Source organism: Lentilactobacillus raoultii (assembly GCF_900411375.1).
In the GTDB taxonomy this organism is placed as follows: Bacteria; Bacillota; Bacilli; order Lactobacillales; family Lactobacillaceae; genus Lentilactobacillus; species Lentilactobacillus raoultii.
Genome location: NZ_LS422985.1, coordinates 73,891 through 87,949, shown reverse-complemented (window position 1 = coordinate 87,949; position 14,059 = coordinate 73,891). Strand labels below are relative to the sequence as shown.

At 43.7% G+C, this 14,059-nt stretch carries 10 protein-coding genes and 1 pseudogene; 5 read left to right on the top strand and 6 right to left on the bottom strand.

The genetic code is table 11. The annotated features are described in order from the left end of the window. On the bottom strand, window positions 1-208 hold a 208-nt coding region (locus tag ED605_RS05625), incomplete at its 3' end, for a MerR family DNA-binding transcriptional regulator (RefSeq protein ID WP_121977923.1). 222 nt (window positions 209-430) lie between these two features. Between ED605_RS05625 and ED605_RS05620 the strand changes: the two are divergent. From ED605_RS05620 to ED605_RS05610, 3 genes and pseudogenes are all read left to right on the top strand, one after another. Further along, window positions 431-1,680, top strand: a pseudogene (locus ED605_RS05620) (MFS transporter). A 75-nt stretch (window positions 1,681-1,755) separates the two neighbouring features. Further along, window positions 1,756-2,460 carry a beta/alpha barrel domain-containing protein gene (locus ED605_RS05615; protein WP_121977922.1) on the top strand — a complete coding sequence of 235 codons (705 nt, stop codon included), beginning with the start codon at window positions 1,756-1,758 and terminating at the stop codon, window positions 2,458-2,460. Between the two features lie 150 nt (window positions 2,461-2,610). Next, entirely contained in the window at window positions 2,611-3,960 is a 1,350-nt protein-coding gene (locus ED605_RS05610; RefSeq protein WP_121977921.1) for an MATE family efflux transporter, read from the top strand. Between the two features lie 53 nt (window positions 3,961-4,013). Here ED605_RS05610 and ED605_RS05605 read toward each other — a convergent pair whose 3' ends face one another. Then, window positions 4,014-4,709, bottom strand: coding sequence for a matrixin family metalloprotease (locus ED605_RS05605; RefSeq protein ID WP_121977920.1), 696 nt, complete (start codon window positions 4,707-4,709; stop codon window positions 4,014-4,016). Further along, the gene (locus ED605_RS05600) at window positions 4,696-5,262 is read right to left on the bottom strand and encodes a CvpA family protein (RefSeq protein ID WP_121977919.1); all 567 of its coding nucleotides are present in this window, start codon (window positions 5,260-5,262) and stop codon (window positions 4,696-4,698) included. The genes ED605_RS05605 and ED605_RS05600 overlap by 14 nt, the downstream gene beginning before the upstream one ends. A 236-nt stretch (window positions 5,263-5,498) precedes the next feature. Here ED605_RS05600 and ED605_RS05595 point away from each other — a divergent pair, with 236 nt between their 5' ends. Further along, window positions 5,499-5,843, top strand: coding sequence for a hypothetical protein (locus ED605_RS05595; protein WP_121977918.1), 345 nt, complete (start codon window positions 5,499-5,501; stop codon window positions 5,841-5,843). A 92-nt stretch (window positions 5,844-5,935) separates the two neighbouring features. On the opposite strand, the gene ilvD is transcribed toward ED605_RS05595, so the two are convergent. After that, window positions 5,936-7,636, bottom strand: a complete 1,701-nt coding sequence (gene ilvD / locus ED605_RS05590) for a dihydroxy-acid dehydratase (protein ID WP_121977917.1) — start codon at window positions 7,634-7,636, stop codon at window positions 5,936-5,938. Window positions 7,637-7,811: 175 nt separating this feature from the next. Between ilvD and ED605_RS05585 the strand changes: the two genes are divergently transcribed. Beyond that, window positions 7,812-8,153 (top strand): metal-sulfur cluster assembly factor, encoded by a 342-nt coding sequence (locus ED605_RS05585; protein WP_121977916.1) that lies wholly within the window; start codon window positions 7,812-7,814, stop codon window positions 8,151-8,153. 114 nt (window positions 8,154-8,267) lie between these two features. On the opposite strand, the gene ED605_RS05580 is transcribed toward ED605_RS05585, so the two are convergent. Further along, a complete protein-coding gene (locus ED605_RS05580; RefSeq protein ID WP_121977915.1) occupies window positions 8,268-10,802 on the bottom strand; it encodes a M1 family metallopeptidase in 2,535 nt (844 codons plus the stop codon). A 140-nt stretch (window positions 10,803-10,942) separates the two neighbouring features. Next, window positions 10,943-13,759: a DUF5776 domain-containing protein gene (locus tag ED605_RS14735; protein WP_225419054.1), complete on the bottom strand. Its 2,817-nt coding sequence runs from the start codon at window positions 13,757-13,759 to the stop codon at window positions 10,943-10,945. Window positions 13,760-14,059 lie beyond the last annotated feature (300 nt).

Sequence of the window (14,059 nt, the reverse complement as noted above, 5' to 3'; positions counted from 1 at the left end):
CATCTTTCTGCGCTGCGGTTGATACTCGGGCATAAATAACATTTTTCCGATTAGCTTTGGGCTGACCAATGGCTTTTAAATAATCAGCCTCAGTGTAATAACGCCGGTTCGTCACCGTTCTTTTGGCAGGTAATTTGCCTTGGCGATCCCATTTTTGAAGGGTTTTAACCGAGACGCCTAACCGTTCAGCCATTTCTTTGGGTTTCATGTATATTCACCTCATATACATTATACCACATTGATACATATTAATATATATTTTAATTAGTAGTTTTCACGCTCCTTAGTCCATCGTCTTTTAACTACTTCAAAGAGCGTATCACACTCTTTAGTGAATGTCAGCCTTAAGGATGCGTCTTATTCAAAAATGCCAACCAAAATAAGGTAAACTATAGACATCACTTTCACTCATTCAAAGTAGGAGACCATTATGGATTTGTCTATTAACAACTGGCGTCAAAACAGCTATTTGTTTTTAACCAGTCAACTTTTAACCGGGATCACCAGCATGATTGTTCAATATGCAATTATTTGGTACTTAACCAAGCAAACCGGTTCCGCAACCATTTTAAGTTTTGCGACTATTTTGGGCATGCTACCGATGGCCCTGTTAAGCCCATTTGTCGGCCCTTTAGTTGACCGCTTAAACAAAAAGGCCTATTAATTGTCCCCGATATCGTTGCGGCTTTTTTTGCTGTGATTCTATCGATTTCCGGAACACTTTTTCAAACGCTTCCCCTTTGGCTAATCTTTGTCTCGCTACTGATGAGATCGATTGCGCAAACCTTTCAGATGCCGACGATCCAAGCAATCCTACCGACAATTGTTCCCACTCAAGAGGTCACCCGGGTTAACGGCCAATTAGGGATGGTCCAATCTGCCAATCTATTAATTGCGCCAGCCCTTGGTGCAATGCTGTTTTCAATCATCCCAATTAACCTATTGATTTTGCTGGATGTTTTGGGAGTCGTTCTGGGAATTGGTATTTTGATGTTTGGCCAGATTCCGGCCAACCAGAAGCAAGAAACCCAACTTCAAGTTCTTCACAACACAATACTAGGCTTCCATCAGCTAATGGTAATTAAAGGACTCAGATACATGACGATCATTGGGGCTGTTTTCACATTGCTCTATATGCCCTGCGTTGGGATGTATCCGTTGATGACCATGGCTTATTTTCATGGCAGCGTTGGTCAGGCTGGACTAATCGAAGTTGTTTATTCAGCCGGGATGTTAATCGGTGGCACTATTATCGGTTTGTTTGGCAAATGGAAAAATCGGATGCCCCTGGTAATCACTGCCTTTTTCATTGTTGGCATCACGACTGCAATTAGTGGCTTTCTACCAGGCAATCAACAGGGCTTTTACTGGTTTATTCTTCTAAACATTCCAGCGGGTCTGGCCAACCCATATTTCAATACGTTGTTAATGGCGATGATTCAGCAAAGCTTTTCCCCGGAGCAACTCGGCAGGGTCCTTGGCGTTTTAAATTCATTACTTAACCTAACCGGTCCGATGGGATTAGTAATTGCCGGTCCCCTGGCAGACTCTCTTGGTGTCGAACTTCTCCTTATTATCGCAGGGGTCAGCGCAATTGCGGCCGGCTTAGCCAGTCTACTAATTCCAGTTGTCAGAAATTACGATCGGCAACTGCAACGGCGACTCAAACAGAAAGCTTGATTTTCCGGCTTTTAAATCCTTGCCAAGATCCTTATAATAATAAATGATAACCTATTTGATAAGGAGGAATCAACCATGGATTCCAATACGAACGCCAACAAAAAATTTGTCCCTGATATTTCATCTGAACTCAGACAGGATATTGTCAGAAGTCCGGACGTCATTAAAAATGCATCCGGTATTCGGCTATTTGGTAAACGCATTAAAAGTATCATTTATACAATGGACGTCGCGGTCATTGCCAACAGTAATGCCGATGCTGTGCTGGCCGTTTACCCATGGACACCCAACACAAAAATTCTGAGCGCTATTTCAGCTGTTTCAAATGTGCCGATTTTAGCTGGCATTGGTGGTGGACTGACCAAGGGCCTGCGCTCAGCGACTATCGGTAGTTTTGCCGAAGAAAACGGTGCCCAAGCAGTTGTTTTAAATGCACCGGCCAAGGTTGAAACCATTTTGAGTGTTGAACACGTTGTCGATATTCCGATTATTTACACCGTTGTAAACGACTCAATCGACGTGCAGGAGCGCATCAATGCTGGTGTCGATGCATTTAATGTCGCCGGTGGTAAAAATACGGCCAGCCTGGTTCGCTGGTTGCGTCAGCAATTGGCCGACATCAACCCACACTTTCCAATTATCGCATCTGGTGGTAAAACCAGTGAACAAATTCAAGAAACCATCAATGCCGGGGCCAACGCAATCACCTTCACTGCTTACGGCGTGACGGAATCGACCTTTCAAAAGAAAATGGAAATTTACCGCCGAGACCATCAATGATCCGTCTATCATGATCAACGTTTCGTTAACCATTCAATATCACTTATTTTGGATCACCCCACGTTTTCTCTTTGCAGGCGTCAGGGTGCTTTTTCTTTGCTATGAGCTACCAGGTGCTATCATTAATAAGAACAAAGTGAGGTGGTGGCAATGTCTGTTCATCAAGAACCGAATTTAAAAGAAACCTCAATCCCGGATTTAATGCTGAAACTGGCCCCGCCAGTCATGCTGTCATTACTGGTGCAGTCCGTTTACAACGTAGTCGATAGTTACTTTGTGGCCCAATATAATCTTAACGCACTGACTGCCCTGGCAATTATTTACCCGATTCAGTTATTCATGATCGCCTTAGCCACCGGAACCGGGACCGGCGTTAACCTTTTGATTACCCGACTAGACGGTCAACAGGCAACTGATCAGCAGGAAGTGATTGCCAAAAGTGGCTTATTTCTGGGTGGCTTAAATTATCTGTTGATCGTCGGCGTTGGCCTAGTGACTGTGGCCCCTTACTATCAGCTTTCGACCAGTAATCCACTCGCTCAGTCCCTGGGAATTAAATATGCCACCATCATTTTAATAGGGTCCTTCAGCCTCTTTTTAGAGGCCATTTTCACTAAATTATTGCAGGCCAAAGCCCAAATGAAATGGCCAATGATCGCCCAAATCAGTGGCAACCTCTTAAATTGTCTGCTAAATCCACTACTGATTTTTGGTGATTGGGGCTTCCCCAAATTGGGCATTGCCGGTTCAGCTTTGGCAACCATTACCGGTCAGTTGTTGGCAGTGTTAATCGTCACAGTCCAGTCTCACTTCTTCTACCAATTTAATGGTCGGTTCAGTCCAGCTGCTTGTCGCGCCATCTACCGTCAGGGCAGTGCAGCAATTTTGTTACAGTCGCTTTATACGGTTTATATTGTCGGCTTAAATTTAATCCTTAAGCCATTTGGCAGCTTGGCAATTACGGTTTTAGGAATTTATTATAAATTACAGGCCTTCTTTTTCATCCCGTTGGAAGGGCTCCAGCAGGTGCTGCTTTCAACTATCAGTTTCAATTTTGGTGCCAAGCAACTTTGGCGAATCAAGGAATCTGTCCGATTAGCGCTACTGATTGCCTGCTCGGTGACAGTCTTGGGCACCATCGTGTTCATTGGCTTTCCCCGCCAACTGCTTCATCTTTATAGTGCTAATCCAAAGTTACTGACTATCGGCACTCACGCTTTCAAAATTATCGGCAGCAGTTTTGTGCCGGCCGGAATTTCCATGATGTTGGTAATTTATTTTCAGGCAACCAATCAACTTCAAAAAAGTATTTGGGTTAGCCTAACCCGAGAATTATTCCTGTTAGTGCCAATCGCTTGGCTACTGTCGTTTCTGGGATTAGCGTATTTCTGGGGCACTTTTCCAATCACTGAATTACTGACAACTGGTTTAGCTCTTATCCTAAATGCTAAAAAGAACCATCACCTCTACATCGTTGATCGCCGCCTTAGAAATCGCTGAATAACTCAAAAATGAGCTGAGTTTCAAATCACGTTAGTGATCTTGAAACCAGCTCATTTTGTTGAGTGATGGTAAATTTTTCTAAGCGTTGCCAAATCTTCTTTTGAGAGTTGCGTGCGGCCTTGGTCAACCGGAAACATAATTGAATCACGTCGCTGGCTATGATCCAATCCTAATACGTGGCCAATTTCATGTAACGCGACTGAACGCCGTAAACTCACTTGAGGATACTCCATATTAAGGCCGGCTTTACCACGATTTAAATCATCATGATGACTGCCTACCCACGGATAGATTTTGGGACCGCCAAGTCCTAGTTCAACTGAGCCACTACCGGTCCGTAATCGTTTGTGATAAACGTAAAACGTCATCTCATTGACCTGTGAACTGGTCCGGTCAGTCAGTGGACTTATTTTCACAATTCCAGTTGCATTATACTGACGGACCGCTTGTAAAAAGGTCCGCTTAGCCCGATCAGGGACGTTGGCTGCAAATCGATAATAGTAGTGATTAGATAACGTCCGACCTTGGACAATGTTCTCAATCGGCGTGGCATTTGAATTATTTTGAGTGTTCTGCGCATTTTCAACATGCTTGGTTGCTCGATCAATTTCCGTCTTCAGCATGCCCGGCAAATCCATTGCATTGGTGACCCGTTTGCCAATCGACGTCATTGCACCCGGCTGAACAAACACGTTAAGCGTCAATAACACGACGATCACGACGACAGCCCGGTTAACCCATTTCATTAGTTGGTGCCTCCCGATGCATTAGAACAACGACCGTCCGATCATTTTCTGACTGGATTGCCGACTTAGTGACGTGCCTTGACAAAACTGGGGTTTCTTTCACAATCCATTGAGATAATTGGGATGACCGATACTGTGTCTGGACCCAGGAAATTGGAAACGCAATGAGACAATTTAAAACGAAAAAGACAATGAGGTACTGGGTGACCGCACCAATCAGTGAACCCAGCAAAGCGTTGCCCAAGTGAAAACCCGGAATTTTGGCAAGCCCGTTTAAATAACTGCCCAACATCAAATAAACGGCGTGGGTCATCGCAAATAGTAACACAAACGCAATGATGTCAGCAATGTAAAGCCATTGAATACCAGGTGTCAACCCCAATTTTTTAGCCAGGTTAATCGCCATATTCGCAGTGCCTTGGAAATAATAGATTGCGACAACGAACGCTAGAATCAGCGAGATAATTCGAACTGATTGGGTGATTAAACCAGCGCGATACCCACTGATTAAGCCACCAACCAGTAACAACAAAATGATAATATCCAGGATCATCGATTCTCCTTCTTTTCCTGAAAATAAGTCGTTCAACAATTAAAACTATTGTTAGATTTTACCATAGAACCAGTCATTTCGGATATCTTGTTATCAAGATGTTAAGAGAATATAAGCAAGATTAAGCAAAACTAAAGAAATTTTGGTCGGGTAGGAAACGTTCGTTCGTAACCGCTGATTTTGTTATAATGAAAAGGGACCAAGAAAATGCAACTTCTCAAAGGACGGCGACACTCATGCATAGCAAAGCAACCATTTCAAGAATTTTTGCAGATCAAGACGTTCCCATTAACACATCAAACAGCGACAATTATGATGGTAATAGTTCAAAACATGATGTTACTCGCAACAAATTGGATGAGGCGACTAATTCGATCCAAAAAGACATTAAAATTTCTCAGCTAGAAATTGAAAAGCGTCTTACAGAAATTAGATCAGAGGTTAAAACACTTAACTCAACCGTTGCCGCCCAGTCTACCAGAGTTTCTTGGATTGTTGGAGTTATCACAACTGCCATTATTATTCCGAACCTACTTCCCCCAATCACCAAGTTTATCCATATAATTAGTTCAGGCCACTAATTCTCGAAAATCAAATCAACTAAAAATTTTTAGATTAACAAAACCGGTGTGACCGCATTTATTAAATCACACCGGTTTTGTTAATCTAAATTTTAGTCTTGCCGATTCCAAAAATCAGTGACAGCACCTTTGGCCGAACTGGAAACAATATGCGCGTATTTTCCCAGTGCGCCGCGTGAGTATAATGGTGGAATCGTGGTTTCTTGACGTCGTTTTGCCAATTCCTCATCGGAAACGTTCATGGTTAATTCACGGGTATCCTGGTCAATGATCACTTTGTCGCCGGTCTTCAGGTAGGCAATTGGCCCGCCATCCTGTGCTTCCGGTGCAATGTGGCCAACAACCATCCCATGAGTTCCGCCAGAGAAGCGGCCATCTGTTAGTAAGGCAACAGTTTCTCCCTGACCCTTACCAACTAAGATTCCAGACAGCGACAGCATTTCCGGCATCCCAGGACCACCCTTTGGCCCCACATAACGAACAACGACCACATCACCATCAACAACTTTATCTGCTAAAACTGCTTCAATAGCATCTTCTTCGTTATTAAAAACTTTAGCGGTCCCTTCATGATGACGGACTTTAACCCCAGAAACTTTGGCAACCGCACCTTCCGGGGCCAAATTGCCGTGCAAAATGATTAATGGGCCGTCTTTGCGCTTTGGATGGTCAAGCGGCATAATCACCTTTTGGCCAGCCTTAAGTGATGGGACTTCTGCCAAGTTTTCAGCCAATGTTTTACCGGTAACGGTTAAGCAGTCGCCATGTAAGTACCCATTTGCCAACAAATACTTCATCACTGCGGACACCCCGCCGACCTTGTATAGATCTTGGAAGACGTACTTACCACTTGGCTTCAGATCAGCCAAGTGAGGGACTTTCTTCTGAAAGGTATTGAAATCATCCAGCGTTAAGTCAACGTTGGCTGCATGCGCCATGGCAAGTAAATGCAAAGTAGCGTTAGTAGAGCCACCCAATGCCATGACCACGGTAATGGCATTTTCAAAGGCTTCCCGGGTCATGATATCTTTGGGATAGATGCCTTTTTTCAATAAATTCAGAACTGCTTGACCGGCAGCCGCCACATCCTGCTTCTTAACTGCCGTAGCGGCGGGATGTGAGGCCGATCCAGGTAAGCTCATCCCTAAAGCCTCGATCGCTGAAGCCATGGTGTTAGCCGTATACATCCCACCACAGCCACCAGGTCCCGGACAGGCGTTACATTCGATTTGGCGAACTTCTTCAGCCGGCATATCATGATGGTTCCATTTACCAACCGCCTCAAACACCGATACCAAATCAATGTCCTTGCCGTTTAATTTCCCCGGCGCAATCGTCCCGCCGTAAACAAAAATCGCCGGCACTTCAGCGTTGGCAATTGCAATCATAGAACCCGGCATATTCTTGTCACAGCCACCAATGGCCACGAATGCATCACAGTTGTGGCCTTTAATCGCCGTTTCAACCGAATCGGCAATGATGTCACGAGAGGGCAGTGAATACCGCATCCCGGGCGTCCCCATTGAAATGCCATCGGACACGGTAATCGTGCCAAATTGAACCGGCCAGCCACCGGCGTCAATGACACTCTTTTTGGCAATTTCGCCAAATCCTCGTAAATGCATATTACATGGGGTATTCTCCGCCCACGTACTGATGACACCCACAATCGGTTTCTTAAAATCTGCATCTTTCATCCCGGTTGCCCGCATCAAAGCTCGGTTGGGTGATTTAACCATACCATCATAAACATGACTCCTGATTCTTAAATCCCGCTTTTGATCATCTGCCATAGATAGACCCCTTTCAGTTTATGTATAATAGCTATTCTTAGATAACTATAATCGTATTTTAACACTTACTTTTTATTTTTCTAGTATTGATTAAAATATAATTAAATTATATACTTAAAAATAAACTAAATTTATGAAAAATGTGCAACTGCATAAATTGAAAGGATGAGTCTACATGAGAGAAGACATTGAATTAAACGACAGGGCAAAAACAATTGAGGATCAACTGGTCGACAAGTTTGAAACCGTCTATGATCCGGAGATCGGCTTAGACATTTATAATCTCGGTCTCATTTACAAGGTGGATTTGGCCGAAGATGGTCACTGCAAAGTAGTGATTACTTTCACTGAAATTGCCTGTGGCTGCATTGACACCTTACCAAAGGATCTGATCGATGCGTTAAGCCAGCTTGATGAAATCACCAAGGTTTCAGTGGAAGTGGTTTGGTCACCTGCTTGGAAGATGACTCGGATCAGTCGACTGGGGCGGGCAATGCTGGGGATTAGTGTTCGGTAGCCTTTTCTATACATAAAAATTTAGTCACTCACCACCCTAACTTACAGGTAAAACAAAAAGGCGCGACCAGAATTCCCAGTCACACCTTTCAGCGCATTATGATTCAGTTAGACGTTACTTAACAATCGTATTAACCGCCTCATTAACTGCCTGTTTTTCATCTTCAATTAATTGAACTCGGGTTTCAATGACTTTGGTATCCATCTTGATTTCCCGAGTTAACCCCGGCGTTGCCAGTTTAGGTTCAAAGAAGGCCTTGAATTCAGACAACCGCTGCGCCGTCTTAAAGATCCCGGCAATCACCGTAATATAGGTCGTGAACTCCATGTCACCACCAACCGTATCTTCCAACCATTGCCAATCATTTCGAATCCAATCCCAAGCTGCCTGTTGGCCATCATCATTGGCCAGCACACCCCGGAACCAGGCTCGCAAGTCCTGTGGTTTGATCGTATCGGCATCTTCAAATTTCCCAATCAACTTGGTAATTAAAGCTTGATCAGTCGTGGCAGTTAGTGCGGCACAGATATCGGCTTTGTAACTCCCATCTGCGGTTTGTCGATAAGCTGCCAACAACTGGTCAAACAGCTCAGCACTCCCGAAGTTCTTCACTTCATTTCTCAAAACAAGTGCTCGAATGGCTGCCGGCAATGTTGCCAAGTGATTACGATTTGCCGTAAATAACTGATGAGCAGCTTTAATGGCTTGTTGATTTTCCGCATACAAAGCCGCATTCAAAACGATTGGTCGAGCTAACTGATCATCGTTTGATTCACCGGCTTTAATCTGCCAACCTAATCGGGCAACCTGCTTTTCACTCAGTTGGTTCACAAAGGCCTGTAATTGTTTCTTCTCATCGGAAGCGGGCGTGACAAATTTCTTTAATTCATTAACAATTCGATACAGACCAACGTTGACAATATTGGACTGACTGTCTGCAAATTTTGGCAACAATGGCACCAGCTCGGCGTATGAAACCTGGTGACCTTCTGCCAAAAATAGCAGATCCTGAAGCAATTGCAGTTGAGAAATCGAATCCAGCGAGTCAGCCTCATTCAAAATATCATTTAATAACGTCTGGTCGTATTTCACAATGAAGTGGGAATTATTGCCAACGTTAACTCTAAATGGCTGGCCGTTTGCCTGCCGTAATTCCTGGTAATTGCCCAGCGTGACTTGCTTTTGATTCATGATCTTCGGGGCTTCTGAATAGTTACTATTCAATGGAATCTGCCACTGACGACCCACTTCTTTGCCTTCCCCAATGAAAAACTGTTGTTGAGTTAAGGTAAGCTGGCCGTCAACCACCGCAGCAGTCACGACCGGATAGCCGGGTTGCTCCAACCAGGAATTCATAATTTCACCGACATTTAAATTAGCTGCTTCTCCCAAGGCTGACCATAAATCAGCTCCAGTGGCGTTGCCGTAACGGTGAGCTTCAAAGTAGTGCTTTAAGCCGGCTCGCAATGTCTTATCGCCAAGTAAAGCCCGAACCATGACCAGCATTCTGGCACCTTTGGCATACACAATTGCGCCGTCAAACAGGGCGTCAATTTCCGCTGGATTGTTCACTTGAACATGCACGGACTGAACCCCATCGGTGGCATCCCGCTGAAGTGCCATTGGAGCTTCCGAAGTTTGGAAAGTTTCCCAAATGTGCCAATCCGGTTCAAGCGCATCAACTGCGACATATTCCATCATATTGGCAAAACTTTCATTTAACCACAGATCATCCCACCACTTCATCGTGACCAGATCACCGAACCATTGATGAGCTAATTCATGGGCAATCACCGTTGCGACTAACTGTTTCGTGTCCAAAGCCGTATTATCGGGATCAAGTACCAGGTAAGCTTCCCGATATGTGACCAATCCCCAGTTCTCCATGGCGCCGGCTGAAAAGTCAGGTAATGCCAACTGCCAGGAGTGTGGCAGCGGGTAAGGGGTTTGGTAAAAGTCCTCGTAGAATTCAATTGACCGTTTGGCAATGTCGAGGGCAAAATCTAATTCCTTTGGTTGATGGGCTTTAGTCGCAAAAACGCCAACTTTAACCCCACTCTTAGTTGTGGTCATTTTGCTTTGTAACTCACCAAAGGCAAACGCAATCAGGTAGGTCGACATTCGAACCGTCGTGTCAAAGTAATGCACCCCATCGACCACCCTTTTCTCCGGCATATTACTTAAAATTGTTTCGCCAGGATGCTCGTCGTATTTGATGGCCAGATCAAATGTTGCCTTAGCTTCCGGTTCATCAACACATGGGAATGCCTGACGGGCAAAATTGGTTTCAAATTGGGTGCCGATGATCTGTTTCTTAACACCATCAACTTCATAATACGACGGGTAGATCCCCATCATGCTGTCGGTTAAAGGGGCTGTATAAGTAATCGTTAGGGTAACGTCCCCCGACTTTGGCAATTCAATTCGAATTGCATCGTTGTCACGGTCAATTGTAAACGGTAATTTCTGGTTATCCGCCTGAACATTGGCTACCGTTAAGTCCCTTTGATGAATGGCAATCGCTTTCTTAGTTGCGTGCCCTGTGATAGTGGTCTTACCGGCAATCTTTTTAGTTTCCCGGTTAATATCCAAGTACAAGCTGTAATGCTTGGGTTGAAAAGTTTCGTAAAAGCGTTTCATTTCAGTCATATGGTCCTCCTTGAGTTAAGTCGTTACGTTTATTATACGACTTTAAGGAGCTGAGCCAAATGAGTAACTTTTGAAAAATCCGACCATCAATAAAAAAATCAGGCTGTCATCCATTAACATCGGTTCAGCCTGAGAAACAATTATTTGATTACTTTAACAAATTGCGGCTTAGCAGTTACAAAACCGCCCTGAACTTGATAGCGTTTTACGCCAAAAGTCGTCATCGAATTGGGATGGGTATACAACCATTTCTTAACCGTTAGAACGGTTCCCGCCTTCACTTTGCCCAAGCGATGGTTAAAGTTGACATCCTTGTAACGATAGATTGTCTTTTTAACTTTGATCCTCTGCGGTTGATCAAAGCGACCTGCAATTACTAATTTTCGATTACCAGTAATATAATGGCCATTTGACAAAACATACCGAGTCGTCAAATGATGCTTTACCAATCCAGTCACCGTTAAGCGGGTTCCTTGGCGAAGATTCTTAACCTTGCCAGTTAGATTCTTCCGTTGATAGACATTAACACCGCGCGGATTAATCACCGTTATTTGTTTGTGCAATTTTTGATAATAAACCGGTCGAACATACTGCCAATTAGCCGTTAAATAGCCTTTCTTACCAGCAGTTTGGCTGTGATGATTAACGTCACGCACCACATAACGCAGCACCCCATTTTTAGAATATGCGTAGTCGGTCACCACAAACATCGGTCGGTTAATTCGTGGCTTCTTTACGTAGCCAGCGATTCGCTGATGCTGCTTAAACGTCTTGGTTTTGTACAAATAAACTTTCTTTAACGCGTAGACGGCGGCGCCCTTCTTAGCAATCGTCCCTGGTTGGGTAACGTCATCCTTTGGTACGGCTGACGACTGACTATCAGGTTTAACTGATGGTTCGCTCGGCTGATTAGTCGATGAACTCGAAGGCGTGACGGTCGATGGCGTTGCAGGTGTTGATGGTCCCGATGGTGTCGGCGTGACCGACTTCTTTTGATAAACCAGTGTTAATCGACCATTGAAAGCACTAAAGGTGAGCGCTGTTGGGTCGGTAATTTTTTGCCCCTTTGCATCCTGATAGTGGTCAAAGGTATACCCATCAACTGGTTTTTGAAGTTGTTTAAGTTGGTCAGCTGTGGGCTTGCTATCCGGTTCACCTGAAAGTGCGGTTTTAGAAACGTTGACCAACGGGCGGCCATTGCTGTCAAGATAATCAATTTCAATTGACACTTCAGCGACTTTTTCGTAAAGAAAGACCACTTGTTTTGGCTCATCGCCGAATAAAACAGTCGAATCGGTCAATTTAATAACTTTCCCGTTTTGAATAATGCCGAGGCCAACGTAATTGTAATGAGGAAAATCACGTTTTAAATCATCGATCAATAATGCTGTCCCAATCGTACCTTCCTTTTCAACGGTGATGGGTGCCTGGGAACCGGATTCATTAAATGGGACAAACCGGTTGGTATCTTTCGCATCAAGCGCCCCGTACTGAACATTGATCTTAGAAGTTCCTTTGGTGAACAGAACCGTTCGATTTTGTGAAACTTCCGTGTAGGTGCCATTTTGATCAACTTGATTAGCCTTGCCGTTTTTTTCCAGATAATCTTTATACTGTCCCGTCCCATCCAAAACCATTAGCGGCTGATAGTTTTGTTGGCCAATTAATCGTGTCAGTGTATAGCTGGTATCAGCATTATCTCCGATGTTGTACGAGCTGCCAACATTGCCGGAAAGAACGATAGCGGGTGATAATTGTAGTTGATTGCCATCCTCCCGTAATAATTGAAAGCTGACATTGACATTTCCAATGTCATCCTTCAACTGGTAGGGCAACAGGATCCAGCCTTCAAAGGTCGAATTAGGATCTTTCCAGTGGCTGGATAAAGAACCATAGCGATCACTTGGATCCGGCAAAAAATTGGTCCATTTCAACGTAATCGGATCGACGTTTTGGCTATCAGAAGTGCTGGGATAGAGTGCCGGATATGAGTCCTTTTCAGTCTCTGAATTATACGGTGCCACCGGCAAATTTTGAGACTGAAGATCTTTAATAATAAATGACGGACTGATATACGCCTGAGTGCCAGTTCTCAAAGTAATTGGGGCCAAGAGAATGTGTTGGTATCTAAACCCACTCTTTAAATCCAAGCCCGGATTCCCCTTATTAGTTGCTAACGGCGAAATATCGGCAATTTGATTAAAGGGTAAATAAACCGACTTCAATTTAGGTTTGTTGGCTAAAGCCGAAATATCATTAAGTGAAAAGAACTGGATCGTCACATCAGTTAGCTCATTTAGATTTTTCAATGCACTAATATCCCACAAATTACCGTTCCGGCTTGCATTCCCAGAGACTTTTTCACTCACATTCAGATTTGGTGTTAAATTAATCTCTTGCAGTTTAGTCGCGTACTGAAGTCCTTCCAATGTTTGCATGGACATCAAAGCTGAATAATAAATTGTGGCCCCACCGTCAGCTGCCTGCTGCTTTGCTTGATCAGTGGTCAGTGATGTTAAGTCTTTAAGATCGTTCTTTGTAAAATTGGCTCTAAACGCACCGATGTCTTTGAATTTATCTTTAAATTCAGCTTCATATAGGAAATACTGAAAACCATAATCCGGCATCCATTCATCCAAATAATATTGACCGGTCGCCGAATCCACCCCTTTAGCATCTGCTTGAATGGCTTTAGCGTAGTCAGCGCCCCGCCACGCCTTAGCACCTTGAACCTCGGATAACGATGAATGACGATACGTATACTGCAACTTATTTATTTTACTAATGTTAAATTCATTTTTTCTCGGCACTAAATTTGGGTTATCAGCCGCTCGAACAGCACCAGCTAATGAAAGCGCTAACAATAATGCCGAAAAAAATAGCAAAAAGATCATTGGAATCTGACGTATAATTCCTGATCGACCTAGTTGTTGTCTAACTTGCCTATTTAAATTCATGAAAGCCACCCCCTGTGGTGATCCTTTAGAAACATCGCTTCTCTAGTATGACTTTCTCCACCCTTCAAGTTTATTTTATCAGATAATGTATCACTTACCAATTATTTTAACCATAAAAATATTCTAATTAAATGGTGATCCCACTCATCATTCATGGGATGGCATTTACGTCACTAATCGAAATCAAGATCATTCATAAATCCCCTGATTCCCGCCTATTTTCGACGTAATGGATGATTAAAATTAGCAAATTTTTTCTCGATGCCTGACAAAAATCTGTTTTAAAAATCATTTAATTTG

Coding starts and splice junctions, on each gene's coding strand:
- ED605_RS05615 (WP_121977922.1), top strand. CDS start 1,756: ATGGATTCCAATACGAACGCCAACAAAAAATTTGTCCCTGATATTTCA.
- ED605_RS05610 (WP_121977921.1), top strand. CDS start 2,611: ATGTCTGTTCATCAAGAACCGAATTTAAAAGAAACCTCAATCCCGGAT.
- ED605_RS14735 (WP_225419054.1), bottom strand. CDS start 13,759: ATGAATTTAAATAGGCAAGTTAGACAACAACTAGGTCGATCAGGAATT.
- ED605_RS05580 (WP_121977915.1), bottom strand. CDS start 10,802: ATGACTGAAATGAAACGCTTTTACGAAACTTTTCAACCCAAGCATTAC.
- ilvD (WP_121977917.1), bottom strand. CDS start 7,636: ATGGCAGATGATCAAAAGCGGGATTTAAGAATCAGGAGTCATGTTTAT.
- ED605_RS05595 (WP_121977918.1), top strand. CDS start 5,499: ATGCATAGCAAAGCAACCATTTCAAGAATTTTTGCAGATCAAGACGTT.
- ED605_RS05600 (WP_121977919.1), bottom strand. CDS start 5,262: ATGATCCTGGATATTATCATTTTGTTGTTACTGGTTGGTGGCTTAATC.
- ED605_RS05605 (WP_121977920.1), bottom strand. CDS start 4,709: ATGAAATGGGTTAACCGGGCTGTCGTCGTGATCGTCGTGTTATTGACG.
- ED605_RS05585 (WP_121977916.1), top strand. CDS start 7,812: ATGAGAGAAGACATTGAATTAAACGACAGGGCAAAAACAATTGAGGAT.